General features: G+C 41.7%; 17 protein-coding genes and 1 rRNA gene. 10 read left to right on the forward strand and 8 right to left on the reverse strand.

What is annotated here, in order from left to right:
- Nucleotides 1–55 precede the first annotated feature (55 nt).
- Together ABIS04_RS14855 and ABIS04_RS14860 are read right to left on the reverse strand one after the other, a co-directional pair.
- Nucleotides 56–1,598 (reverse strand): 16S ribosomal RNA (locus ABIS04_RS14855).
- 1,041 nt (nt 1,599–2,639) lie between these two features.
- The gene (locus tag ABIS04_RS14860; protein WP_137225995.1) at nt 2,640–3,275 is read right to left on the reverse strand and encodes a YitT family protein; all 636 of its coding nucleotides are present in this window, start codon (nt 3,273–3,275) and stop codon (nt 2,640–2,642) included.
- A gap of 1,151 nt (nt 3,276–4,426) precedes the next feature.
- On the opposite strand from ABIS04_RS14860, the gene ABIS04_RS14865 reads away from it, so the two are divergent.
- The 3 genes from ABIS04_RS14865 to ABIS04_RS14875 are packed head-to-tail and all read left to right on the forward strand — an operon-like array spanning nt 4,427 to nt 9,107.
- Nucleotides 4,427–7,300 carry a molybdopterin cofactor-binding domain-containing protein gene (locus tag ABIS04_RS14865; protein ID WP_350431544.1) on the forward strand — a complete coding sequence of 958 codons (2,874 nt, stop codon included), beginning with the start codon at nt 4,427–4,429 and terminating at the stop codon, nt 7,298–7,300.
- Nucleotides 7,297–7,833 (forward strand): 2Fe-2S iron-sulfur cluster-binding protein, encoded by a 537-nt coding sequence (locus tag ABIS04_RS14870; protein WP_350431545.1) that lies wholly within the window; start codon nt 7,297–7,299, stop codon nt 7,831–7,833. The genes ABIS04_RS14865 and ABIS04_RS14870 overlap by 4 nt, the downstream gene beginning before the upstream one ends.
- On the forward strand, nt 7,830–9,107 hold the full coding sequence (locus tag ABIS04_RS14875; RefSeq protein ID WP_350431546.1) for a cytochrome c: 1,278 nt from the start codon (nt 7,830–7,832) through the stop codon (nt 9,105–9,107). The genes ABIS04_RS14870 and ABIS04_RS14875 overlap by 4 nt, the downstream gene beginning before the upstream one ends.
- Before the next feature lie 141 nt (nt 9,108–9,248).
- Here the strand turns inward: ABIS04_RS14875 and ABIS04_RS14880 are convergent, their stop codons facing one another.
- The 3 genes from ABIS04_RS14880 to pbpG form a co-directional block, all read right to left on the reverse strand.
- Entirely contained in the window at nt 9,249–9,599 is a 351-nt protein-coding gene (locus tag ABIS04_RS14880) for a HopJ type III effector protein (RefSeq protein ID WP_350431547.1), read from the reverse strand.
- 184 nt (nt 9,600–9,783) lie between these two features.
- Nucleotides 9,784–10,428, reverse strand: a complete 645-nt coding sequence (locus ABIS04_RS14885) for a cupin domain-containing protein (RefSeq protein ID WP_350431548.1) — start codon at nt 10,426–10,428, stop codon at nt 9,784–9,786.
- A 207-nt stretch (nt 10,429–10,635) separates the two neighbouring features.
- Complete coding sequence (pbpG, locus tag ABIS04_RS14890; protein WP_350431549.1) at nt 10,636–11,556, reverse strand: D-alanyl-D-alanine endopeptidase; 921 nt, start codon at nt 11,554–11,556, stop codon at nt 10,636–10,638.
- Between the two features lie 266 nt (nt 11,557–11,822).
- Between pbpG and ABIS04_RS14895 the strand changes: the two genes are divergently transcribed.
- From ABIS04_RS14895 to rpiA, 3 genes are read left to right on the forward strand one after another with little or no spacing between them, the layout of a single operon-like run.
- A complete protein-coding gene (locus tag ABIS04_RS14895) occupies nt 11,823–13,172 on the forward strand; it encodes a hypothetical protein (protein WP_350431550.1) in 1,350 nt (449 codons plus the stop codon).
- Between the two features lie 48 nt (nt 13,173–13,220).
- On the forward strand, nt 13,221–14,033 hold the full coding sequence (locus tag ABIS04_RS14900; RefSeq protein WP_140234957.1) for a mechanosensitive ion channel family protein: 813 nt from the start codon (nt 13,221–13,223) through the stop codon (nt 14,031–14,033).
- A gap of 44 nt (nt 14,034–14,077) precedes the next feature.
- Nucleotides 14,078–14,737, forward strand: coding sequence for a ribose-5-phosphate isomerase RpiA (gene rpiA, locus ABIS04_RS14905; RefSeq protein ID WP_350431551.1), 660 nt, complete (start codon nt 14,078–14,080; stop codon nt 14,735–14,737).
- 112 nt (nt 14,738–14,849) lie between these two features.
- Here the strand turns inward: rpiA and rsuA are convergent, their stop codons facing one another.
- Nucleotides 14,850–15,539, reverse strand: a complete 690-nt coding sequence (gene rsuA / locus ABIS04_RS14910) for a 16S rRNA pseudouridine(516) synthase RsuA (protein ID WP_350431552.1) — start codon at nt 15,537–15,539, stop codon at nt 14,850–14,852.
- Between the two features lie 294 nt (nt 15,540–15,833).
- Between rsuA and ABIS04_RS14915 the strand changes: the two genes are divergently transcribed.
- From ABIS04_RS14915 to ABIS04_RS14930, 4 genes are all read left to right on the forward strand, one after another.
- Entirely contained in the window at nt 15,834–17,921 is a 2,088-nt protein-coding gene (locus ABIS04_RS14915) for a M13 family metallopeptidase (RefSeq protein ID WP_137225977.1), read from the forward strand.
- Between the two features lie 215 nt (nt 17,922–18,136).
- Nucleotides 18,137–18,916 (forward strand): GTP pyrophosphokinase, encoded by a 780-nt coding sequence (locus ABIS04_RS14920; RefSeq protein WP_137225975.1) that lies wholly within the window; start codon nt 18,137–18,139, stop codon nt 18,914–18,916.
- 159 nt (nt 18,917–19,075) lie between these two features.
- Entirely contained in the window at nt 19,076–19,477 is a 402-nt protein-coding gene (locus tag ABIS04_RS14925; protein ID WP_350431553.1) for an SMI1/KNR4 family protein, read from the forward strand.
- 121 nt (nt 19,478–19,598) lie between these two features.
- Nucleotides 19,599–20,099, forward strand: a complete 501-nt coding sequence (locus tag ABIS04_RS14930; protein ID WP_137225971.1) for a DUF4447 family protein — start codon at nt 19,599–19,601, stop codon at nt 20,097–20,099.
- Between the two features lie 57 nt (nt 20,100–20,156).
- On the opposite strand, the gene ABIS04_RS14935 is transcribed toward ABIS04_RS14930, so the two are convergent.
- Nucleotides 20,157–20,789, reverse strand: a complete 633-nt coding sequence (locus tag ABIS04_RS14935) for a glutathione S-transferase family protein (RefSeq protein WP_350431554.1) — start codon at nt 20,787–20,789, stop codon at nt 20,157–20,159.
- A 96-nt stretch (nt 20,790–20,885) separates the two neighbouring features.
- Nucleotides 20,886–23,453, reverse strand: coding sequence for a TonB-dependent receptor (locus ABIS04_RS14940; RefSeq protein WP_350431555.1), 2,568 nt, complete (start codon nt 23,451–23,453; stop codon nt 20,886–20,888).
- Nucleotides 23,454–23,507: the final 54 nt, after the last annotated feature.

The raw sequence follows: 23,507 nt of genomic DNA on the forward strand, positions 1-23,507 counted from the left end.
TGTGTGAACACTCACATGCATCGCTGCACTTTAGGTATTGAGTTAGTCGTATAGGTAAGGAGGTGATCCAGCCCCAGGTTCCCCTAGGGCTACCTTGTTACGACTTCACCCCAGTCATGAACCACAAAGTGGTGAGCGTTCTCCCGAAGGTTAAACTACCCACTTCTTTTGCAGCCCACTCCCATGGTGTGACGGGCGGTGTGTACAAGGCCCGGGAACGTATTCACCGTAGCATTCTGATCTACGATTACTAGCGATTCCGACTTCATGGAGTCGAGTTGCAGACTCCAATCCGGACTACGACGTACTTTGTGAGATTAGCTCCACCTCGCGGCTTTGCAACCCTCTGTATACGCCATTGTAGCACGTGTGTAGCCCTACTCGTAAGGGCCATGATGACTTGACGTCGTCCCCACCTTCCTCCGGTTTATCACCGGCAGTCTCCCTAGAGTTCCCACCATTACGTGCTGGCAAATAAGGATAGGGGTTGCGCTCGTTGCGGGACTTAACCCAACATTTCACAACACGAGCTGACGACAGCCATGCAGCACCTGTCTCACAGTTCCCGAAGGCACACCAGAATCTCTTCCGGCTTCTGTGGATGTCAAGAGTAGGTAAGGTTCTTCGCGTTGCATCGAATTAAACCACATGCTCCACCGCTTGTGCGGGCCCCCGTCAATTCATTTGAGTTTTAACCTTGCGGCCGTACTCCCCAGGCGGTCTACTTAATGCGTTAGCTTGGGAGCCCAGTGACTAAGTCACCAAACTCCGAGTAGACATCGTTTACGGCGTGGACTACCAGGGTATCTAATCCTGTTTGCTCCCCACGCTTTCGTACATGAGCGTCAGTCTTTGTCCAGGGGGCCGCCTTCGCCACCGGTATTCCTTCAGATCTCTACGCATTTCACCGCTACACCTGAAATTCTACCCCCCTCTACAAGACTCTAGTTCACCAGTTCTAAATGCAATTCCCAGGTTGAGCCCGGGGATTTCACATCTAGCTTAATGAACCGCCTGCGTACGCTTTACGCCCAGTAATTCCGATTAACGCTCGGACCCCTCGTATTACCGCGGCTGCTGGCACGAAGTTAGCCGGTCCTTCTTCTGTAGGTAACGTCACAGCAGCGTGCTATTAACACGCTACCTTTCCTCCCTACTGAAAGTGCTTTACAACCCGAAGGCCTTCTTCACACACGCGGCATGGCTGCATCAGGGTTTCCCCCATTGTGCAATATTCCCCACTGCTGCCTCCCGTAGGAGTCTGGGCCGTGTCTCAGTCCCAGTGTGGCTGATCATCCTCTCAGAACAGCTAGGGATCGTCGCCTTGGTGAGCCATTACCTCACCAACTAGCTAATCCCACCTAGGTTCATCCAATCGCGAAAGGCCCGAAGGTCCCCTCCTTTCCCCCGTAGGGCGTATGCGGTATTAGCAGTCGTTTCCAACTGTTATCCCCCTCGACTGGGCAGATCCCTAGGCATTACTCACCCGTCCGCCGCTCGTCAGCAAAGTAGCAAGCTACTTTCTGTTACCGCTCGACTTGCATGTGTTAGGCCTGCCGCCAGCGTTCAATCTGAGCCATGATCAAACTCTTCAATTAAAGTTTTTTGAAATATTCGGTTAAGAATATTTCGGCTCAATGAATTCTGATTTACATCTTATAAACTCGGAAGAATCTATAAAATGCTTGTTACATATTGCTATGAACATTCATCGTTGCATTGAGTTGAAATTTTTTGATTGCCAACATTCCGAAGAACAGAAGACAATTTCGAATAACTCAACACCTGTGAATGTCCACACAGATTTCTTGTTTAAATTGTTAAAGAACGTTGCTCACTATGAAGAAGTTTAAGTCTTTCATGTTAGCAGCCTAAGACGCTAGGTCGTTGGCTTGGGGTGCGTATTCTACGCTTCCCCGTGTTGGCGTCAAGTGTTTTTTCAAACTTTCTTTTCGCTGCTGAACTCTGTGTTTTGAAGCACTTAATTCAACCTAACCCGGTGACCGCTTGCGCTGTCTGCCGTGTCAGTGGATGCGCATTATAGGCAACTCAAGATTTAGTGCAACCCATTTATAATGATATTTATCAATTAGTTTTTATACCCGATTTAACACCAGCTTAGCCACACGTTACACACAAACTTATCCACAATATTGCTTATTAAGTATTAGTAACTACAGGAATTTTAAAATGCAGATCAATTGAAACAGCTCAATTCCCTTGTATTTATCGGTCATATTATTCTTATAGCGCTAATATCGCACTATTCATATTGTGCCGATGTTATCTATAGGCAAGTTTACTTCTTATATAGGTGTATATAGGTGTGCAGTTTCATTAAGCCAGAATGCTGTCTATCAGATTCCTATCGGAAACGTTGGATTTTCACTTTGAACTATAAGATGGGCCGAAGACGGTTAAAGATGAACTCGAAGTAGAGATGAATAACAGACGCGAGCTTTTCACTTGTGTTATTTAAGTAAACAACAAAAATGTTGCCGGAGCTCTGAGGTTTGCAAATACTGATTAATAATCAAGAATGCACTTTACCCATTGCCTATGAGTGAGAGAAGTGCCACGACTTTATTTTAATCTAAGTGTGGCAATAAAAAATAAGCGGAGGCAAACTTTGACTTCAATTATACGCTAACACCGTCTTTTTCGGTTTTACTCTCAACATAAGCTTGATAACGGCCGGGTTTATGATTAATCGCAATCAACACATTTAACATTGCAGCCCCCATCACAGACAATAACACCACCTCAAAAGAAAACATCAACATCGAAGAGCTTAAAATAATCGTATCAACTAACAAGCCAAAATTACCAGCTCGAATTGAATACTTATTTTGTAAGTAAAGCGCCAAAATGCCTAAGCCCCCTAAACTCGACTTATGTCTGAACATAATTAACATCCCGACGCCAATCAACATACCACCGACAGTGGCTGCAAATACTGGATTTACATTGTCGATATGAATAAACATCGGCATGTAATCCGTCATTACCGAAATGATTGACACTGAAATGAAGGTATTGATAGTGAAACGCTTAGAAAGTTTTGTCCATGCGATGTAATAAAAAGGCACATTGACTAAAAAGAATAACATCCCAAAACTTAATGATGTCAAATGCATGCCAATAATCGCCAGGCCAGCGGTACCACCAGTAATAAGTTGATTACTGTTATAGAGCGTCACCCCCAAAGACACCATTACACCTGCACAAAACAAAGCCATAATGTCTTCGTAAAACCGGTGTGTTGGAAATGGCATATGATTTTCTATCCTTTAAACAGGTTGTGATTAAATAATGCAGGTAATGCAATGGCTATATAGTAGTGCTTTGAACGCTCTGCATATCAAAGGCGCGCAGTGTACCTAATCAATTTGGATTAAACAGTTAGCTAAATAAGACAAATATTGCGATCCCCGCCATGAATGTACATTTAAGTTTACGGTTTTGATGGTTTAGTAATTAAAACGTTATTTAATTGTTATCTGATGGCGAGTTTGAAGTAGTAAGAGGTGCGCTTGATCATACTTGTGGGGGAATATTGGCACAGTATTAACGGATGTAAAAATTAACTTCAATAGAGATTCAACAACAGGCATAAGTAATAAATTACTGCGGGTTAAACAGGTAAAAGATACTTCTATTATATAAGACAATTGAATGACCCGGCTATCACAACTTATTGCCAAGAATAGAACCATATAATTAAGTCACTGCATACATTCAATAAGTAAAACCTCTGCATAACAGGGGGCGATATCACCTCACTTGATAATAATGAGACTCTCATCACAGCTAAACAGTTAACCTTAGTTATGATTAAACCCTCAATATAAACACATAAACAAAACAAAACAAAACAAAACAAAACAAAACAAAACAAAATTTTAACCATAGAAATACAAATAAAACAATTAACTTAAAACCATAAACAAAGATTCATTTTCAAACACAATTATTATTTATACTGACTAAAATTAAATAATCAATCTTCATAAAAAGCCAAGATGCTCGCCCACACTAATACCCCCTTTGCTGTCTATGTGATTCATTAATGGTGAAAAAAAACCATTTACTCAATGAAACATCAAATAACTCTGTTTGAGCCCAAAAGGGTAATGTTGACGATGTTAAACATTAATAACAGCATTTTTATAACATACTCTAAATCTACACCGTTTTTTTGCCGATTAAATCATGAAAATGGTGCTAGTCTATTCAAGCGTCTTTATTTGATAAGTCCTATAACCATAGAGAATATGCATTCTAATATCCCTATGTTAGCGTTGAATATTGCTAATTTAGATTCATCGCAATCAAATTCTGCACTTATAACCAAATGAATGAGTCAAGATCGGACGACAGTTAACAGGGCGTCTGATTTTCCCCTTAAGACAAACTGAGGTGATATATGGATATGTCTAACGCGTCGCGCCGGACCTTTATTAAACAATGTGTGATTGGTGGGGTAGCGGTTTATTCAGCGCCTTTACTGTGGGAAATGAGTCGGGCCAATGCGTCTATAATCTCTCCTGAACTGGCTGCTCAATGGCAAACTCAAGTTAACGGTCAATCTAAGCCCAAATTTCGCAATGATGGTATTGCTAAAGTCACCGGCCAAAAAGTCTACGGTCGAGATTACCGCGCGATGGACATGGCTGGCTGGCCAAAACAGCAAGGCTATGCGTTTGTTTTACGAGCAACTAATGCGGATCATACTTATCAAGGTTTCTCCCTTGATCACCTACCCGCTTCGGCTAAACCCTATAAAGTAATAACCGCTGCAGATCTTGCCCGCGACAAAGTTAAGTTGCCGGCGTTTTACGGTGACAATATGTTACTGGCACAAGGACATACCGCTGACTATCTTGGTCACGCTGTGGCGATATTATTATTCGACAGTTTCCCAGCGTTTAAACAGGCTAAATCTTTGTTGCAGTTCGACAATACCTTATTGCAATACGGTGAAAAAACCCCTTTTTTATCAGACAGCAAAGATCCTTATGCCAACTGGCGTCTTATTCGGGTTGAAGGTAAAAATGGCGCTACTGAAGACGCCTATAGTCCACTACACGACGGCTTGTTTTTTCCAAGTGTTAGAAACCACAAACCGGAATGGCTTGGGGATGCTAATGCTCAAGGTTCGGTTTCTGAGCGGGGGCTTTATTATGCTGGCGAGATAGAGAAGCAGATAGCGAGTGCTAAAGAAAGCCAACAATGGCAAGTATTAGAACGCGAATATCGCACCCAAATTATCGACCCTATGATGATGGAACCAGAAGCCTTTAATGGCTGGTTTGATGCCAGTAGCCAAACCTTTCATACGGTTATTACCTCGCAATCGCCGCAAGACTTTCAAGAGATGGCGGTGCATATGCTGTCATCTGGACCATTGGCGGACAAAGTAAAACATTTGGTGGTGCACTCACCTTATATTGGTGGTGGTTTTGGCGCCAAAGATCACTCGATATTTCCTTATTATGGTGTGCTTGCGACCATTTATGCCAACGGTCCGATACGTTTAGCCAATGATCGCTTTGAACAATTTCAAGTCGGCCTTAAGCGTCATCCATTCACGATGAAAAATCGTTTAGCGGTAGATAAAGCCACCTTAAAAATTCAAGCATTAACGTCAAAAATGACTGTAGATGGCGGTGGTAGAGTTAACTTCAGTCCGTCGGTCACCTCCGTTGGCGCAACGGCAATGCAAAGTATTTACTACACGCCGCGTAATGATATTGTCGCCACCTGTTATGCCTCTCGTAACCCAGATGCAGGGTCTATGCGCGGTTATGGCACATTGCAATCTATGACTGCTATGGAATGCATGATCCACGAAATGGCTGCAGAGTTAAAAGTAGACCCCTTTAAGCTACGTGCGGCTAATGTAATGGAGTCAGGACAACGTAATACTCAAGGTGCTATCCCCAATGGTACGTTGCGATACCGTGAAATGCTCGATATGGCCGAACAAGACCCTGTATGGCAAAACCGAGCCGCTACAAAGGCTAATTATGAAGCCAAGCATCCAGGCATGCGCTACGGTGTAGGCTTTGGCATCGCCACTAAAGATTATGGTACTGGGGCCGCGGCGCCAAGTGCTGCGGTTAGATTAGCCCCAGACGGAAAAATAATACTGGAGATTGGGTTTGTCGAAATGGGCACCGGCGCCCAAACCTCCCAAGCAGTGGTTGTCAGCGAGTCGCTAGGTAATTATGCCCATGAGGTGAAACTCGCGGAAATAGACATTTGGGATGCGATGCAGTTAGTGCAAACCGATAATCCTTACATTATTTCACAACAGCGCCAAGATGAAATGGCGGCGAACCCACGTTGGACACCCGTTAAAGCTATGGCATCGTCAGCATCTATGTCTGCTTATTATCAAAGCCATGTAACCCGCATTGCCGCTGACATTATCTACCGTCATGGACTGTGGCCTGCTGCAGTGTCTATTTGGAATGAGTTATATTTTAACTCCCCATTGGGTTCGACTAACCTCAATGATTCAAGCGATGGCCGCTGGGTTGATGGCAAACTTACCGCCATGGGCTTTCCGCCACTGTCGATCGATATTATGGCTAAACGCGCTCACGATATGGGGTTAGTGGTTGGCGTAATGGGTCACGCCTTTAACCGCTGGGCCTGGGCTGAAGCTGATTTCGAAATTTTTGGCACTAAAGAACGTATTGCATTAGATGCTTTGGCACTGCAATACGGCGAAGGTAATCGCTATCATGGCAATGCGGCCCGCAAAGCCAGCATGAGCTCTAATGGCTATCACTTAATCGATCGTCAAACCATGAAGTACCCTAGCACTGAGCTCAATAATGCCATGGTGACTTACTATGCTCCGTGCGCAACATTAGTCGAAATTGCCGTAAATGAAGGTAATGGCGAAGTGTCATTGCTGAGCTCTCATACTTGGTTAGAAGCCGGTAAAGTGATTGTTAAGGAGTTAGTTGAAGGCCAAATTCAAGGCGGTCTTGTCATGGGGATCGGCCATGCACTTCATGAAGAGTTACCCCCATTTGAAGCCGGATCGGGTAATGGCACTTGGAACCTCAATCGCTATCAGGTGCCGTTAGCAAGGCATGTTGGTGTTTGGAATCAGCGACACACTATTTTAGCGCAACTATCCGAAACCGATCCGAACCGCGGCATTGCCGAGGTGGTAATGATACCTGTAGTGGCCGCTTTGATTGAGGCCGTTTATCAGGCTACCGAAGTACGCTTTTACGAACTACCAATGACAGCGAAAAAAATTAAGGAGGCCATGGCATGAGCCAGTCAATTGAACTAACTATTAATAACCAAGCCGTGGGCCCAATTGAGGTCGGCGATGGCGTCATGATGATTGAATTCTTACATGAGTATTTAAATCTCACCGGCACTAAGTTTGGCTGCGGCGTAGGCGTATGTCATGCCTGTACAGTAATAGTAGACGACAACTTAGGCGTAAGTAAGGTTGTACGTACTTGCATCAACGGTGTTGAACGTTTCAACGGTAAACATATCCGTACAATAGAAGGTCATGCTAAACAGAATGCCCAAGGCGAAATCACCGCGCTTAGCCCTGTGCAACAAGCCTTTTTGGACAATTTCTCGTTTCAATGTGGTTGGTGCACTTCGGGCTTTATCAATGAATCAACCGCACTGATGGAGCAACTAAAGCGCAAACCCATTGCCAAAGATCAAGTTGAAAAAGTCATAGAAGAAGCATTGAGCGAACATGTCTGTCGCTGTACTGGCTATGTAAAATACTATGCGGCGATGAAAGAATTGATCCTCAAAACAGAGGGGTTAACCCTCTCATGAAACTAGCATATCAACATCATTTAGCTAGTCTTAAATGGTTAGGGCTAAATTTGAGTAAAAAACTCACTCATACGGTATTACTCAGTGTCGGTTTGGGTTTAGTGGCGTTGACTTGCAGCGCTGCAGATGACACGAGTGCGATAGAGCGTGGGGCTTATTTAATGAAAATAGGCGACTGTGTGGCTTGTCATACCGCGGTGGGCGGACGCGAATTAGCGGGTGGCTTGCCGTTCGAAACTCCGTTTGGGGCTGTGTACTCAACCAATATTACTTCAGACAAAGACACCGGAATGGGTAAATACAGTTATGACGAGTTTTTTGATGCAATGCATCATGGCGTCGGTATTAATGGCAACCTTTACCCGGCTATGCCGTACACGTCTTACAGCCTGTTAACGGATCAAGATACCAAAGCGATTTATGCTTATTTGATGAGTACTAAACCCATCAAACAAGCCAATCTCGATAATGATGTTTATTTCCCCTTCAACATACGATTTGGCCTCAAGGCATGGAATTTAGTAGCCCATGATGCTAAGGAATTTACCCCAAAGAAAGACAAGAGTGAGCCGTGGAACCGAGGTAATTACTTAGTCAATTCGCTAGGACATTGTGGTGAATGTCATACTCCTAGAGACAGCTTATTTGCGATGGAACCGGATAAACACTTTCAAGGTGCCATTATCGAAGGGCTAGAAGCATCTAATATCACTCCTACTGAGCTTAACCGACAAAACTGGACTCATGATGATTTAAAGTCGTTGTTTACTGAAGGCTATTCTCGCAAAGGTACCGTATTTGGTGGCATGTATCCTGTGGTATACCACAGTTTTAGTCACTTAACCGATTCCGACATGCACGCGGTAAGCAGTTACTTGCTTGATACTGACGAAGCAGTAGAAGCTAAAGCGCTCACCTTCAATGGTCATCAGCCTAAATTACCAGGGTACAAGCTATACACAGGATATTGCGCCGGTTGTCATGGTCTAAATGGTGAGGGGCGACCTAATGTTGCACCCGCAATGGCAGGTAACTCTACCTTAGATAAAGCCAGTCCACACAATATCGTCGCAGTGATGTTAAAAGGGATTAAAAGCCAACATTACAACACCACCACCAGCTTTTATGCCATGCCAGCTTATGCTGATAAATTAAGTGATGAACAGCTAAGAGATTTAGCTAATTATTTGCGAGTAACATGGAGCCCTCAACCTGGAAATTTAGATCTGAATACAATCCGTGACTTAAAAGAAGAGATATTCGAACATGATTAAGCGTTTGAATACAAAATAGATGATCTGTTCATCTGAGCCACTTAATTAGAAACACTATTATATCTAATTAAGTGGCCACCTTTTTATCGTAGCAACATACAATACTGAGTGGTTAATTCTACAATGTTTGAAAGCTGACAATTATTTATCTTGTAACGCCAATTGCGAAAACAAAACCCCTTGCCAACCATGCTGCATAAACTGACGAATATTTTGATGATCATCGCCTTGTGGTGTTGCCACTACATCTCGATAATGCTGACCAAACAGGATTAATGTTTGCTGTACGGTTAATTGCTGAATTTGCCCAAATGCCAACACCTTACAAGAACCAGAGTTCTCCCCAGCCTCATTAAGTTGATCACCATTTTTAAATGCACTAGGGCTAAAATTATAATGATTGTCTATCAAAGCAATTGATTCTTCAAAAAGCACTGTCTCTGCTCGCTCAGCTAAAGATGATATAAATTCACTAGTCCGTGTTGAAGCCATAAATAACGCCCTGCCCTTGATAAAATCACACTTTAAATAACTAAATAAACACCTAGATGAACCAATATAATCCCGCAGTTAAGTGGCACGCATACATAGCCATCTATTTATAAAAGCCTCAATAAATTAAGTATTTTTTAATAGATTATGGATTGAATCCTATACTTTTAGCGCAACAGTCCGCTTATAAATGACCAACTTTTACCAAAATAACAGTATCTTGCTCCACATAGGGATTATGCTGACTTAAATGTGGGCTGCGGATCCACGTACCGGTAGGATAACGGCCAAGTTCATCAATAAATTCTCCACTAATCACATAAATTTCTTCACCACCAAAATGACGATGCGGTTGAAAGTGTGTTCCCGCAGGCCACATGACTAAAGCGGTAGATTCAGTGCCATGTTGATGCAGTGGCATCACCTTTAACTGACCTTGACCAGGCAACCATTCAGCCTTATTCGTATTAATCGCCACCTGTTGTGAATCGCTCTCTTGGAACTGGTGTAATTTCACTAATAAGGTACAACCTTCAACGCTAAATGGCGCATGAACAAACCCTTCAGGGTTACGTAAATACGTACCTGCGGGGTAATCTCCGCTTTCGTCAGAAAATACACCTTCTAACACTAAAATTTCTTCACCTAACGGATGAGGATGCGAGTTAAATTTAGCACCAGCTTGATATTTAACAATGCTAGTAGCATGACCGCGCTCGGCTTCTTCGCGCGCTAACCGTTTACGTACTACGCCTACAGCAGGGCTATTTTGCCATTCAAGTTCAGCAGTGTTGATCACCACTCTTTGGCTAAAATCCATGTTTAACATATTGATACCTTTACCGCGATAATTACCAATATCTTAGAGTGAAACTACCTCAATGAACAGCTACTACTCAGTAGTTTTGTAGTTGTTTTTTATTAATTAATAGGTACTTACAGGTGCTTTTTGTTGATTTATAAGGAATATTTTTCACCCATAAAAAAACCTACAAATATTATTTGCAGGTTTATCATTTGGGCAAAAGAAACCTAGTTAGCTTTCAGTATTACTGGCGACTATGACTAACTGGCGTTGTTTTTTATACGCTTTTGCCGAAGCAGGAATAGGAGTAGTTCGACCGGTTTCCAACCATTTTTTAAGTCGATTAGCATCCGCCATATGAGTGTATTTACCAAACGAATCTAATACCACAAACGCCACTTTACGCTTATTCATTTCCGTCAACATCACCAAACAATGTCCAGCTTTACTGGTATAACCGGTTTTAGTTAACGCAATGTTCCAACTATCTTTGAACACTAATTTATTGGTGTTGTGAAAATCGAGTGCATAACGTGGTTTTTGAAAAATAATATGCTTTTTATTGGTTGAGCTTAACTTGCCTAACAACGGATATTGCTGGCTGGCTTTCAATAATAAAATAAGGTCATTCGCACTAGATACATTTTCAGGCGATAACCCAGTAGGTTCAACATAATGGGTATGTGTCATCCCCAATGCGGTTGCTTTATCATTCATGGCCCGAACAAACGCTTTAAATCCACCAGGATAATGATGAGCAAGTGAAGTAGCCGCACGGTTTTCAGATGACATCAGCGTCATTAACAACATGGTTTCACGGCTCACTTTGCTGCCTAATCGTATTCTAGAATACACATTACGCATCACTGGTGAGTCTGAAACGTTAACTGATATCTTTTCATCTAACGGTAGTTTTGCATCAAGAGTTACCATGGCAGTCATGAGTTTTGTCACCGAAGCGATGGGAACAGTTTGATCCGGATTGCTGGAGTACAATACTTCATTGGTGTTCAAGTCGACTAGCATAGCGCTGATTGACGCTAGCTCTTGTAATGATTGTTTTTGAGATACGGGTTCAGCAGCTACCGAATGGCTAAAAACGGCACTTGAACACAATAAGAAGGTGCAGGCAAAAAATAAACAGCGTTTCATCACTCTCTCTAAAAAAATCAGCTCAATAAGTCTAATGAGTATACGATAAAGAATTGGCCCTATAATAGGTAAATAATCACAAATAATAGGTTTTTAACCGAAATTATTGGTTTTTAAACTAAAAAGACATCAGCGATAGATTATATTTACTCGTTTGTCAGTTAATGATTAGTTTACCCAGGTAATATTAAACTCGATGTGGTGCAAATACTGTTTTTAATGACTTCATGTTAAGCTTTACTTAGGCATGTAAAAAGAGAGTATAGATGGACATTAACTTCAATTTTTTAAATAAATTTAAACAAGCTATTACGCATTTATTTATCTCATCACCGTCACATAAAACTGAGTCCCATGATGCAGAAAAAGGCGTAATATCCCTCTATACCATCGCCAAAAACTCTCCTAATATACAGACCCAAAGAGCACTGATGGGTACAGTGTCATGCCCATCATTCGTCACTGGTGATAATTTTGTCGGCCGTGAACAACAACAACAACAAATGCGTGAAATTATCGAATTATGGTGCCAGCGACAAGGAGAATTAACAGCGGTTATTGTTCCTTCTGGAGCGGGGTTGTCAGCCTTTTTAGCTCAAGTAATGTCACTGCTCACGACAATGCATAATGACATATCAGCAGCATCACAAAATAAATCGCTTTCTACGCCTAAAATAGATTCATCGTCATCAACAAGTACGTTACATATAAAACCGCTGCCAGAGCAAGTTCTCTATATGAGTTTTTATCAGGCACCGTTAAGTGCAAAAGAAGCAATCGCAAACATCTGTTATTGTTTTAACATTGCCCCACCAGACACCATTACTGATGCCATCAAATTAATCAATCAGCAAAACTCACAACTGATTATTATCGATGATGTGCATAAGCTTATGATAAGAATGATGGGGAATTCTCAAGCATTAATGACCTTTGCTACCATCATGATGGAAACCCGCAAACAACATTGTTGGTTACTCGGTTGTGAAACCTATACTTGGCAGCGATTATCGGCGCAATATCAAATCGGCCATTTAGTAAGTAATCTGCTTGAATTTAATTATTTTAATGCTAAAGAGCTGGCTCAAATACAAACACAACAATTAGACAAATTAGGATTAATTAATACCGAACAGCATGTTGATGTCAACTCAGTAGAGGCTAAACCGGCGCAAGTTACCGATAAAAAACCACCATTTGAAGACCAATTAAAACAACTTTATTCCATTAGCCAAGGTCATCCAGCGCTAGCCTTATTGTTACTACAGTATTCACTCAACCACCAAGTAGACATTAATGCCGATGAAACAAAGCAAGAAAACGAGATTAAAATTTACCAAATTAATATCTCGGCTTTAAAAAATTGTAAAGACAGTGATTTGTTTTCGCTGGCAGAAATATATGTCCACGGTGGATTAAGAGTGCATCAACATGCCCATATTTTTACCATTTCAATTGAGAAAAGTATTCTGCAGCTTGAATATTTGGTCCGCCAAGGATTATTACAGGTACACTACTCTGAACAAGATTTTGTGGCACATTATTACCGTATAACGCCACTTTTAACCAATATTATTGCTATTCATTTAATTAATAATAACAAGCTTTTTCATTAATAAGGCCTGATTGATAACGTGCACAGCAAATAACATTCCGGGGCAAATATGGACGATTCAAGTAAAGCACTACAAGCATTTTTAGATATTATTTCGTTAGATCGCATTATCAGTATTTTACTACTGTGCTTGATAGCGTGGTTATTTTTGGTATTGGTGCAGTTTTGCTTAAACCAACTCAATAAAGCATTGCCTAAATACCGCTTAATTTGGAGTCGATCATTCCCTTTTGTGCGTTTATTTGTATGGCTTTCGGTAATAATTTATTCAATTGTCGGCATTATTGATCCTCACGAAAACTTAATCCTCGCGGTTGTGGGTTCAATCAGTATTGTGGTGGGTTTAGCAACTCAAGAACCCGCTAAAAATATGATCTCCGGATTTATTATGATGATCAACCCCCCTTACCGCGTTGGCGATATGATATCCGTATCAGGCTATTATGGCGAAGTGACCAAATTAGAATGGAGCGTAACTTGGATACGCACCTTTGATGATAATACCGTGATGGTACCTAATGCCGAAGCACTTAAAACGGCAGTGTCCAACGCTAATAGCGGTGCCTTAGATGAAATGGTGGTAGTGAGTTTTACCATTCCAATTCACGCTGACCATAAACTCGCAATTGCCCTCGCCAAAGAAGCGACTCAATGTTCACCTTATACCTTATTAAAAAAACCTATTATCGTTAATTTGGGCAATGACTACTCATTCGGACAGTACCAACAAACCATCACAGTTAAAGCCTATGTAATGGATGTAAGGTTAGAGAAAAAATTTATGAGTGACATCAACATACGAGTACTTTCAGCGTTTAAAAATGCACATTTTTATGATGCACAACAAACGGTACTTCAGTAATTTAGGTTATCATTAACCCAATGGTTAAAATGGAGAATATAGCTATGACACAAGATGAAATGAAAAAAGCGGCTGGCTGGGCTGCACTGCAATATGTCAAAAAAGACACCATCGTAGGTGTAGGCACAGGCTCTACCGTCAACTACTTCATTGATGCGCTTGCCACCATGAAGGATGATATTGAAGGTGCTGTATCGAGCTCAGAAGCATCGACTAAAAAACTTATCGAACTTGGCATTGAAGTGTTTGACTTAAACAGTGTTGATTTAATTGACATCTATGTAGATGGTGCAGACGAAATCAATGACCGCATGGACATGATTAAAGGCGGTGGCGCGGCATTAACACGCGAAAAAATTGTTGCGGCCGTTGCCAACAAGTTTATTTGTATTGTTGATAACACTAAACAAGTAGAAATCTTAGGTGAGTTCCCATTACCCGTAGAAGTCATCCCAATGGCACGTTCTTACGTGGCTCGTGAATTAGTCAAATTAGGCGGAGATCCAGTTTACCGCCAAGGTGTTGTAACCGATAACGGCAACGTGATTTTAGATGTCTACAATATGAAGATTCTAGACCCTAAAGTGATGGAAACTAAAATCAACGCCATCGTCGGCGTCGTCACTAATGGCTTATTTGCTAATCGCGGCGCAGATGTATTGTTAGTTGGCACCCCTGATGGCGTTAAAACAGTCACCATGTAATAACCACCTCTGACTTTGCATGGTTCCTTAAGTCACTAAATTATAACAATAAAAAAGCCCGTTAATGCTTATAAACATCAACGGGCTTTTTATATTGAAAGATTAAAAGTGCTTACACAGATTTGGCTTCTACGTCGGTTAACAAACGCCATTCACCAAGCGCTAAATCACTATCAAGCTCAATACTTCCCACCGCTTCACGATGCAAGTTGACGACGTGATTACCTACCGCAGCAAACATGCGTTTCACTTGATGGTACTTACCTTCACTGATGGTTAGCCTGACGTGAGTGGGATCAATAATGTCTAATAAGGCAGGCTTAGTAAGACCATCTTCGTTTCGTAATTCAATACCATCGGCAAATACCTGTATCAAACTGTCATCAATCGGATTGGCTAACTCCACTAAATAACGCTTACCACAATCTTTCTTCGGTGAAGTGATTTTATGCGACCACTGGCCGTCACTGGTAATTAACACTAGCCCTGTGGTGTCAGCATCTAAGCGACCAGCGATGTGCAAAGTGTTTATTTTTTCAATATCAATCAAACTCAATACCGAAGGGTATTCTTCATCAATGGTTGAGCAAATAGTGTCAACTGGCTTGTTCATCATGATGTAACGCTCGCCAATCACACTAATTAAGGTACCCTCTAAATGCACTGCCATTTGTGGCAGCACTTTAAAACCTGAGTCTTTCACCACAACGCCATCACAAGTTACATCACCACGATGCAATGCTTTTTTAGCTAATGACCGAGTCAGTTCGGTACTTTCACAGATAAATTTGTCTAAACGCACAATGATTACTCAATCTAAAAATATTGGCGCTATTATGCTGCCTACACACTTAAATAGAAATCAATCACCGATATTTTTCACCACTATGGTAATTTTTGGTTACATATCGTGACAAAAAAGCCTGTAAATATCAGCCCATGCGGCTTGTTTTATAGGCGGAGAAGGCTTTAACATACAATTCACTATAAAAGTAATAGCTTTTCCCTTTGGATAAAGGGGTTATTGCTGAATTAAGCGACACAGCTCGCAATGCCCCCCATTGAAGGGCTCTATAAATAAAGCAAAGGAAACAACATGAGAAAACTGGTTATTGGAGGTCTATGTGCCTCGTTAATTGCAGGCTTAAGTGCTTGTAATGATGAAAAGGCAACCGTTGCACCTGCAGCAGATGTCGCTAAAACTGCCACAGCAACTGCAGTAGAAACAGCGCTTACTTCAGGCATCAACTTTGACAACATCGACAAGTCAGTTCGCCCTCAAGACGATTTCTACATGTATGTTAATGGCATATGGATGAAAAAAGCTGAAATCCCAAGCGACCGTACCAGCATCGGTGCTTTTTACGACTTACGCGAAAAAGCACGTGATGACGTTAAAGCCATTATTGAAGATTTAAGTGCAACGCCTAATTTGGCCGACGGCACTGACGAACAAAAAGTAGCTGATTTATACCGCTCATTTATGGACGTTGAAACCTTAAATAAATTAGGTATTACGCCAATCCAAGCTGAGCTAGATAAAATTGCTGCTTTAAAAGACAAAAAAGAATTAACCGCTTTCTTTGGTGAAAACCAAGTCAATGGTGGTGGCACACCTTTAGCATTTTATGTTGATATTGACGCTAAAGATTCAAGCCGTTATGCCACACATATTTATCAGTATGGTCTTAGCCTTCCTGAAAAAGATTACTATTTTAACGAAGCAGAACGTTTTGTTAATATTCGTAAAGCCTTTGTTGAACATATCGAAAAAATGTACAACTTGGCAGGCTTGCCAAATGCTAAAGCCAGTGCAGAAGCCATTTTAGCGCTAGAAACTCAAATTGCTGAAAAGCATTGGGACGTTGTTGAAAATCGCGACAGCACTAAAACTTACAACCTATACCAAGTTAAAAATTTGCCAGAATTGGCTTCAGAGATTAACTGGGATGGTTATTTAGCTGCCCTAGGTGGCGACAAGCAAACTGATATTATTATCAACCAACCAAGCTATATCCAAGGTTTAAACGAGGTCCTTAAAAACAACGACCTTGCGACTTGGAAAAACTACATGACTTGGATGACATTGACTCACAATGCCAGCAATTTATCTGAAGCATTAGATAACGAAAACTTTGCCTTTTTCTCTAAGACTCTTAACGGTCAAGAAGAACAAGAGCCGCGTTGGAAGCGTGGTGTTAGTACTGTTAGCGGCACATTAGGCGAAGTCGTCGGTAAAGTATATGTGAAACGTCATTTTGCACCAGAAGCAAAAACACGTATGGAGCAATTAGTTAGCAACTTAAGCGGTGCTTATGGTTCAAGCATTGATTCATTAGATTGGATGAGTGCAGACACTAAAGTTGCCGCAAAGGATAAACTAGCCAAATTTAATCCAAAAATTGGTTACCCAAACAAATGGGATGATTACACCAAGCTCACCATTAAAGCAGATGATTTAGTCGGTAACAGCAACCGAGCTGCTATTTTTGAACATAATAAGAGCATTGCTAAGTTAGGCCAGCCCATTGATAGAGATGAATGGCACATGACCCCGCAAACGGTTAATGCTTACTACAACCCAACCATGAACGAAATCGTGTTCCCTGCTGCGATTTTACAGCCTCCATTCTTCAACTTAGAAGCCGATGATGCTGTAAATTACGGCGGTATTGGTGCAGTTATCGGTCACGAAATGGGTCATGGATTTGACGATCAAGGCGCTAAGTTTGACGGTACTGGTAGCATGCGTGACTGGTGGACCGAAGCTGACTTAACAGCATTTGAAGCCAAAGGTAAGGCATTAATCGCTCAGTACGATGGTTACCAAGTGTTTGACGACTTACACGTTAATGGTAGCCTAACATTAGGCGAAAACATCGGTGACTTATCCGGTGTGACCATTGCTTATAAAGCTTACAAAATGTCACTTGACGGTAAAGAAGCACCGATTATTGATGGTTTAACTGGTGACCAACGCTTCTTCATGGGCTTCACCCAAATTTGGCGTGTGAAGATGAAAGAAGAAGCAATGCGTAACCGTGTAGCAACTGATCCACATTCACCTGGTCACTTCCGTGCCTTAGGTGCCTTATCTAACATGCCTGAGTTCTATAGTACTTATGACGTGAAAGAAGGCGACAAGATGTATATTGAACCAGCTAAACGCGTAAAAATTTGGTAATAACCACGATGGATGACTGATCTGGGTCACATTTACACACAAAAAGGGCATCGAAAGATGCCCTTTTTTATAAGTAAAAAAATAACCAATTGATAATAAAAACAAATACTACATAAATCCAGATTCATATATATCATTAAACCTTATTCATTAATCTTCCTATCCAGCCAAAAGTCGGTACATTAAGTTAACAGACATTATGCTGGAGCTATTCAATGAATAAGTTGTTTCGTACCTTCTTTATATTCTTAATTTTACTGTCTACCCGTGGCGCGATAGCTCAACCTAACGAGGTTAAATATGCCAAGTTAGCTCAAGCCTCCGACTTCAGCCAGCAATCAACCAATGATATTGAACAGCTAATGGCACTGAACGAACACACTTCAGCGCAAGTTAACCAAGACACCGATGACTTAGACGCTTTGATGAATAGAGCCCCCGTCGCACAACAAGAACTCATCAACCTACTTCACAGCATTAGTCAGTTAAGTAATACCGGCACGATTATTCCTGCCACTAAAAGTTACCAACGAGCAGCGCAAAAAGTTCACACAAAATTTGATGGCGATGCCAGTCAACTGACCGATATAGCGCGAGCAAGTGTGGTGGCTAATGATGTTAAAAGCTTACTATCAAGTTATCAACAACTGCGTCAGCACACCGAAATTGTGCAATTGAAAAACCGTTTTGCTCAACCCAAAATGTCAGGTTATCGCGACTTAAATGTATTAGTAAAATTACCGACAAGCCAAATGGTGGTGGAGATTCAGTTTCATTTAAACGATATTGCTGAGATAAAAAGCGGCCCAGAACATTATATTTACGAGCAAATTCAACAGATAGAAACTCAAGCTAAAGCAACCTCTAGGCAACTAGACGATTGGGAACAAGCCAAAATAGTTAAGCTTCGTCAAGATTCTCATAAGCAATATCATAAAGCGTGGTTAAGTTACAAACGCCAAAGTTTATATGAATCACAAGCACAAGTAGCATAAGGGTTCATCACCTTATTATTCAGAGTTCTACCTTGTTTCGACTCCACATCCGTTTCACCCTTTGCGCTCATATGAGCGCTTTTTTTTTGCCAGATAAGATCCGCTACAACCACATCTGTTATACTCGCGAACATTACGATGATATGGCGGGACAATGTTATGAATGAAATTATTGAACAACTACAAGAATTAAGCGAAACAGTACCTGTCCCGCTAGAATTGCCAACATTTGAGCAACTTGTGGAAGTTGAAGAACAGATTTTAATCGGTTTACCCAATGCGCTAAAAGAATTTTTACTTTATGGCAGCGATGTTATTTATGGCACCATTGAACCCGTAACAGCTGCGGATCCGTCTTCGCACACTTACCTACCCGAAGTGACCTGTTATGCATGGTCTATAGGTATGCCCCGTGAACAAATTGCCATTTGTCAGAAAGGCGATAGCTTTTACTGTATTGATGAAGAAGGCATAGTGCGATTTTGGAAAAATGGTCGCTTTAAGGAAGAAGGCTGGGAATCATTATGGGATTGGGCCGAAGATGTATGGCTTAACCAGTAACCCTAACTAAACAGAATGCAACGACTCAACTTGGGGTAAATAAACCAAAATTACAATATTTGGCTTATATCTTACCTCTTATGATCCCAAGCTGAGGTTAACTACAAATACGAGAATGACTATGTCGAAAAATACCGGTTTAAATGCGATTGAGATCCAATATTTACGTCTATCTTTAGGCTTAACAACTGAACAAGTTGCGAGCCTCACTAAAACCAGTAACGAAGACGTAATGTCTTGGGAGTCTGGCGAACAAGAAGCGCCTATCCCAGCGCAGAAAAAGTTATTAGAAATCGATGATATTATCGAAATGCAAGTGCTCAACACCTCTGATGGTATTGAAGAGTTATTTAAAAAAGAACCTAAGCGCCGTTTAGCGTTTGTGGTATATCCGACTCAAGCACTTTACACCCAATACAATCCTGAATTTTTAAGCTCTTTGCCATTAACAGAATTGTACAATACCGCTGCATGGCGTATTAAGAAAGAATGTAAACTGGTTTTAGAAGTCGATGTAAGCCTAGTTGCATTAGATGCCGAAGCCTATAAAGCTTATCGTGCAGATAATGGCATGAGCGAAAGCCGTGAAAGCCGTGCTAAATGGGCTGCGACTCAGTTATAAACTGTTTGCATAATAGATGCAAAAAAGGAAGCCTAGCGCTTCCTTTTTTAATGATGGTTATGTTGTTGCATTGGCAAGCGCATCTGTTTTGGCTAGCGCAGCGGCCAAAGCGGGGCGTTGTTTTAGTCGATCGCGATACGCTGACAACTTAGGCGGTAGATGTTGTTCAAACCCCAAAGCCCAACCTAACGTTTGTGCGAGTAAAACATCGGCAACCATAGGCTCACTACCACATACAAAACCAGACTCTGGTATCAACGTTTCAGCTATAGCAGCAGCTTGATCAAACTCCCATTTAGCCACAGCAAACATGGCGTCTACGCGCAGTTCTTTTGGTAACGCAAAACGATGTTTACCCATACTCCACAGTGGTTGTTCAAGTTCGCTAATCACAAAGCTCACCCAGCGTTCATGAATACCAGACTGCTCAGTACCTGGCTTTGGTAACCAATAGCCTTGACCGTATTTTTCGGCTAAGTAACGCATAATGGCAGCTGATTCGGTTAACACAAAATCACCATCGCTCAACACTGGTATTTTCCCGCTAGGATTAAGGGTTAAAAAGGCGTCACTTTTATTTTCACCTTTGGCAAAATCAATAAAAAGAAATTGCCATTCAACACCTAATTCTTCTAAAAGCCAAGATACTCGGAGCGCACGACTTTTTTGGGTTCCGTATAACGTAATCATTTAAGCTCCATATTATATAGTGAGAATAATGAGAACAAAAAAAACCACATTGCACCTTAGGTGAATGTGGCTTTTGTTTATCTTATGACGTTGTCATTAGAAATTCATTGTGACTTTAGTATAAATATAACGACCTAATGGATTATGTACACCCATTGCATAACCGTATAAATCTGCGTCGCCATCACCAATCGCAAACGATGGTTCCTCGTCAAACACGTTATTGACACCTACAGATAACTTAACCGTGTCATTGAAGCGATACGAACCAGACATATCAACTAATAACTGTGCATCAACGGTACGCGTTTTGTTGTAGTCTTCAAACTCGCCGATATAACTTAAGTTAACGTTAGCCGCAAAGTCATCCATGTTCCAATTAGTTGTAGCTAACCAACGGTGTTGCGGATACTCGTACTCGCCAGTGTAATCAATAGTCTCACCATCGATTTCTTTTTCAAAACTGATTAAGTAACTGTACTCGAGTCCAAATTTAACACTACCGTAGCGATCTAACTCAAGGCCATAATGAGCTGATAGATCCACGCCTTGTACTTCTTGAGAACCAATATTGACGAACGCTGATTGAATAACATCAATCGAACCGAATGTTTCACCGGCTTGTGGCGCGTTACGTAAACAGATAGTGCTATTTTGATCATTACAGTTTTCATCATAAACATCTTGGTTTTGCAGCGAGTCAATTTTGTTATCTTGTAAGATATTGTAGAAATCAAATCCGATATCAAACTGCTGGCTTGGTGCCCAAATCATACCCACGTTCCAAGTCTCAGACTCTTCCGCTTCAAGGTTCGGGTTACCCGCAAATATAAAATTATAATCCAATAATTCACAGTCTACATTATCAGCAGCACAGCGATAGCTATCCACCAAAAAATCACTTTTTTCAGATGGACCAAGGCCAATTTGTGCCAAGGAAGGTGCACGGAAACCTGTCGACCATGAACCACGGGCCGTCACTTCTTCATTAATGCCCCATAGGAAAGCCACTTTAGGATTGGTAGTTGAACCAAAGTCACTATAGTTATCATAACGACCGGCTAACTGCAGCTCAAAATTATCTGTCACTGGGATAGAAAACTCAACATAGGCAGCATGTTGATCTCGAGAACCAAAAGCTGAAACCGCTTCGGTACCAAAAATTAACCCTCGTTGAAACTGCTCATCTGGCACATCGCTAACATCTTCTTCACGATATTCTGCACCCGCAGCCATCATGATATCGCGATCCGCCAAGGTAAATGCATGACCTGAAATGCTGGCATCATAAGCGGTGATATGTGATTCACCTTGTCTCACTAAGCTCGTGGTGATGCGATCTATCACATCAGGCGAGTTGATATTGCCACCAAATGGATTGTAGTTACCGGCATCAATTTCAGCTTGTAAGTAATCGGTTCTTACCCAACCTTGTGAGCGATCACCGGTTTGAGTTGACTCACTGCGACCTCGTTGTGCTGAAACTTCCCAATCCCAATCATTAACGACACCGCGAAGTCCGGCAACCACTCGCATAGTATCGGATTCGATATCCCAACGACGAGGTCCGGCATCAACAGTACGGAAACGACCAATATCAATGTCTTGTCCAAAAGGGTTATTGGGGTGAGTACCAGGCACAGTTAAGCCTGCATCTTCATCTAATGGCGTTGGTGCGCCGCCCGCTTCAGAAGTATTATGTTGCACAGACAGTTCTAAAAATGCAGTTAAGTCATCCCCTAAAATATATTCAAATTGGCCAATAGCCCCCACACGTTCAGACGTTGGAATCGTTAAGTTATACGGACCGTAGTCAAATAAACAGCTACCACTTGCAGTAGCGCTGTCGGCCGGGCAATCTGGGTCAATGGTTTTCACGCCATCAACATAAAAATAACCAGGGAAGCCACGAGAAGAACGGTAATCTTCACCACCGTAAGCTGATTGGTTAGCTGTGCCAAAACGGCCCATATCGCTTGCTGACAACGTGCCATTAGTAAAGTAATCAAGAATGATTGATGCGCTGCCTTTGTCAGCCTTCATGCCCCACACTAAACTGGCTGTAGTTTCATCATAACCAGTACCACTGTCATCACCATAACCAACACTAAGTTCGATGCCTTCAATGTCTTTTCTTAATACAATGTTAACAACACCAGCAATAGCATCAGAACCATAAATAGCTGATGCACCGTCTTTAAGAATATCAATCCGTTCAATGGCCGATACAGGAATATTATTAATATCGACAAATGAATTGGAGATCCCTTCAGCAAAAGCACTCGATCCAACACGGCGACCATTAATAAGCACCAAAGTGGCATCAGGCCCTAAGCCACGCAAACTGATTGATGCACCGCCGTTTGCAGTAGAATCTTGGCTGTTACCACGGGTTGAAAATGCACCTGAACCATTTGCCGGCATACGTTCAAGCAATTGCTGTAGGTTATCAAAACCCATATTTTCGATATCATCTTTATTCAACGATTGTATTGGTGAAGGCCCTTCTATATCAGTTCGTTTGATACGGGAACCCGTCACTTCAATTCGTTCAACTTTTGAATCGGCGCCGACATCAGCGGCTTGAGTAACAAAGGCGATTGGAGCAAGGGACAGTGACACAGCAATAGCGCATGCGCTGCGAAAAAGGTTAGTTTTTTTCATGATCATCCTTAACGTTAATTTATTGTTTTATATCCATGACTACGGCAAACTGCG

It is taken from the genome of Shewanella sp. H8, from assembly GCF_040285065.1.
GTDB classification, from domain to species: Bacteria; Pseudomonadota; Gammaproteobacteria; order Enterobacterales; family Shewanellaceae; genus Shewanella; species Shewanella polaris.

Coding starts and splice junctions, on each gene's coding strand:
- ABIS04_RS14940 (WP_350431555.1), bottom strand. CDS start 23,453: ATGAAAAAAACTAACCTTTTTCGCAGCGCATGCGCTATTGCTGTGTCA.
- ABIS04_RS14930 (WP_137225971.1), top strand. CDS start 19,599: ATGTCGAAAAATACCGGTTTAAATGCGATTGAGATCCAATATTTACGT.
- ABIS04_RS14860 (WP_137225995.1), bottom strand. CDS start 3,275: ATGCCATTTCCAACACACCGGTTTTACGAAGACATTATGGCTTTGTTT.
- pbpG (WP_350431549.1), bottom strand. CDS start 11,556: ATGAAACGCTGTTTATTTTTTGCCTGCACCTTCTTATTGTGTTCAAGT.
- ABIS04_RS14865 (WP_350431544.1), top strand. CDS start 4,427: ATGGATATGTCTAACGCGTCGCGCCGGACCTTTATTAAACAATGTGTG.
- ABIS04_RS14875 (WP_350431546.1), top strand. CDS start 7,830: ATGAAACTAGCATATCAACATCATTTAGCTAGTCTTAAATGGTTAGGG.
- ABIS04_RS14895 (WP_350431550.1), top strand. CDS start 11,823: ATGGACATTAACTTCAATTTTTTAAATAAATTTAAACAAGCTATTACG.
- ABIS04_RS14900 (WP_140234957.1), top strand. CDS start 13,221: ATGGACGATTCAAGTAAAGCACTACAAGCATTTTTAGATATTATTTCG.
- ABIS04_RS14880 (WP_350431547.1), bottom strand. CDS start 9,599: ATGGCTTCAACACGGACTAGTGAATTTATATCATCTTTAGCTGAGCGA.
- ABIS04_RS14915 (WP_137225977.1), top strand. CDS start 15,834: ATGAGAAAACTGGTTATTGGAGGTCTATGTGCCTCGTTAATTGCAGGC.
- rpiA (WP_350431551.1), top strand. CDS start 14,078: ATGACACAAGATGAAATGAAAAAAGCGGCTGGCTGGGCTGCACTGCAA.
- ABIS04_RS14935 (WP_350431554.1), bottom strand. CDS start 20,789: ATGATTACGTTATACGGAACCCAAAAAAGTCGTGCGCTCCGAGTATCT.
- ABIS04_RS14885 (WP_350431548.1), bottom strand. CDS start 10,428: ATGTTAAACATGGATTTTAGCCAAAGAGTGGTGATCAACACTGCTGAA.
- ABIS04_RS14925 (WP_350431553.1), top strand. CDS start 19,076: ATGAATGAAATTATTGAACAACTACAAGAATTAAGCGAAACAGTACCT.
- ABIS04_RS14870 (WP_350431545.1), top strand. CDS start 7,297: ATGAGCCAGTCAATTGAACTAACTATTAATAACCAAGCCGTGGGCCCA.
- ABIS04_RS14920 (WP_137225975.1), top strand. CDS start 18,137: ATGAATAAGTTGTTTCGTACCTTCTTTATATTCTTAATTTTACTGTCT.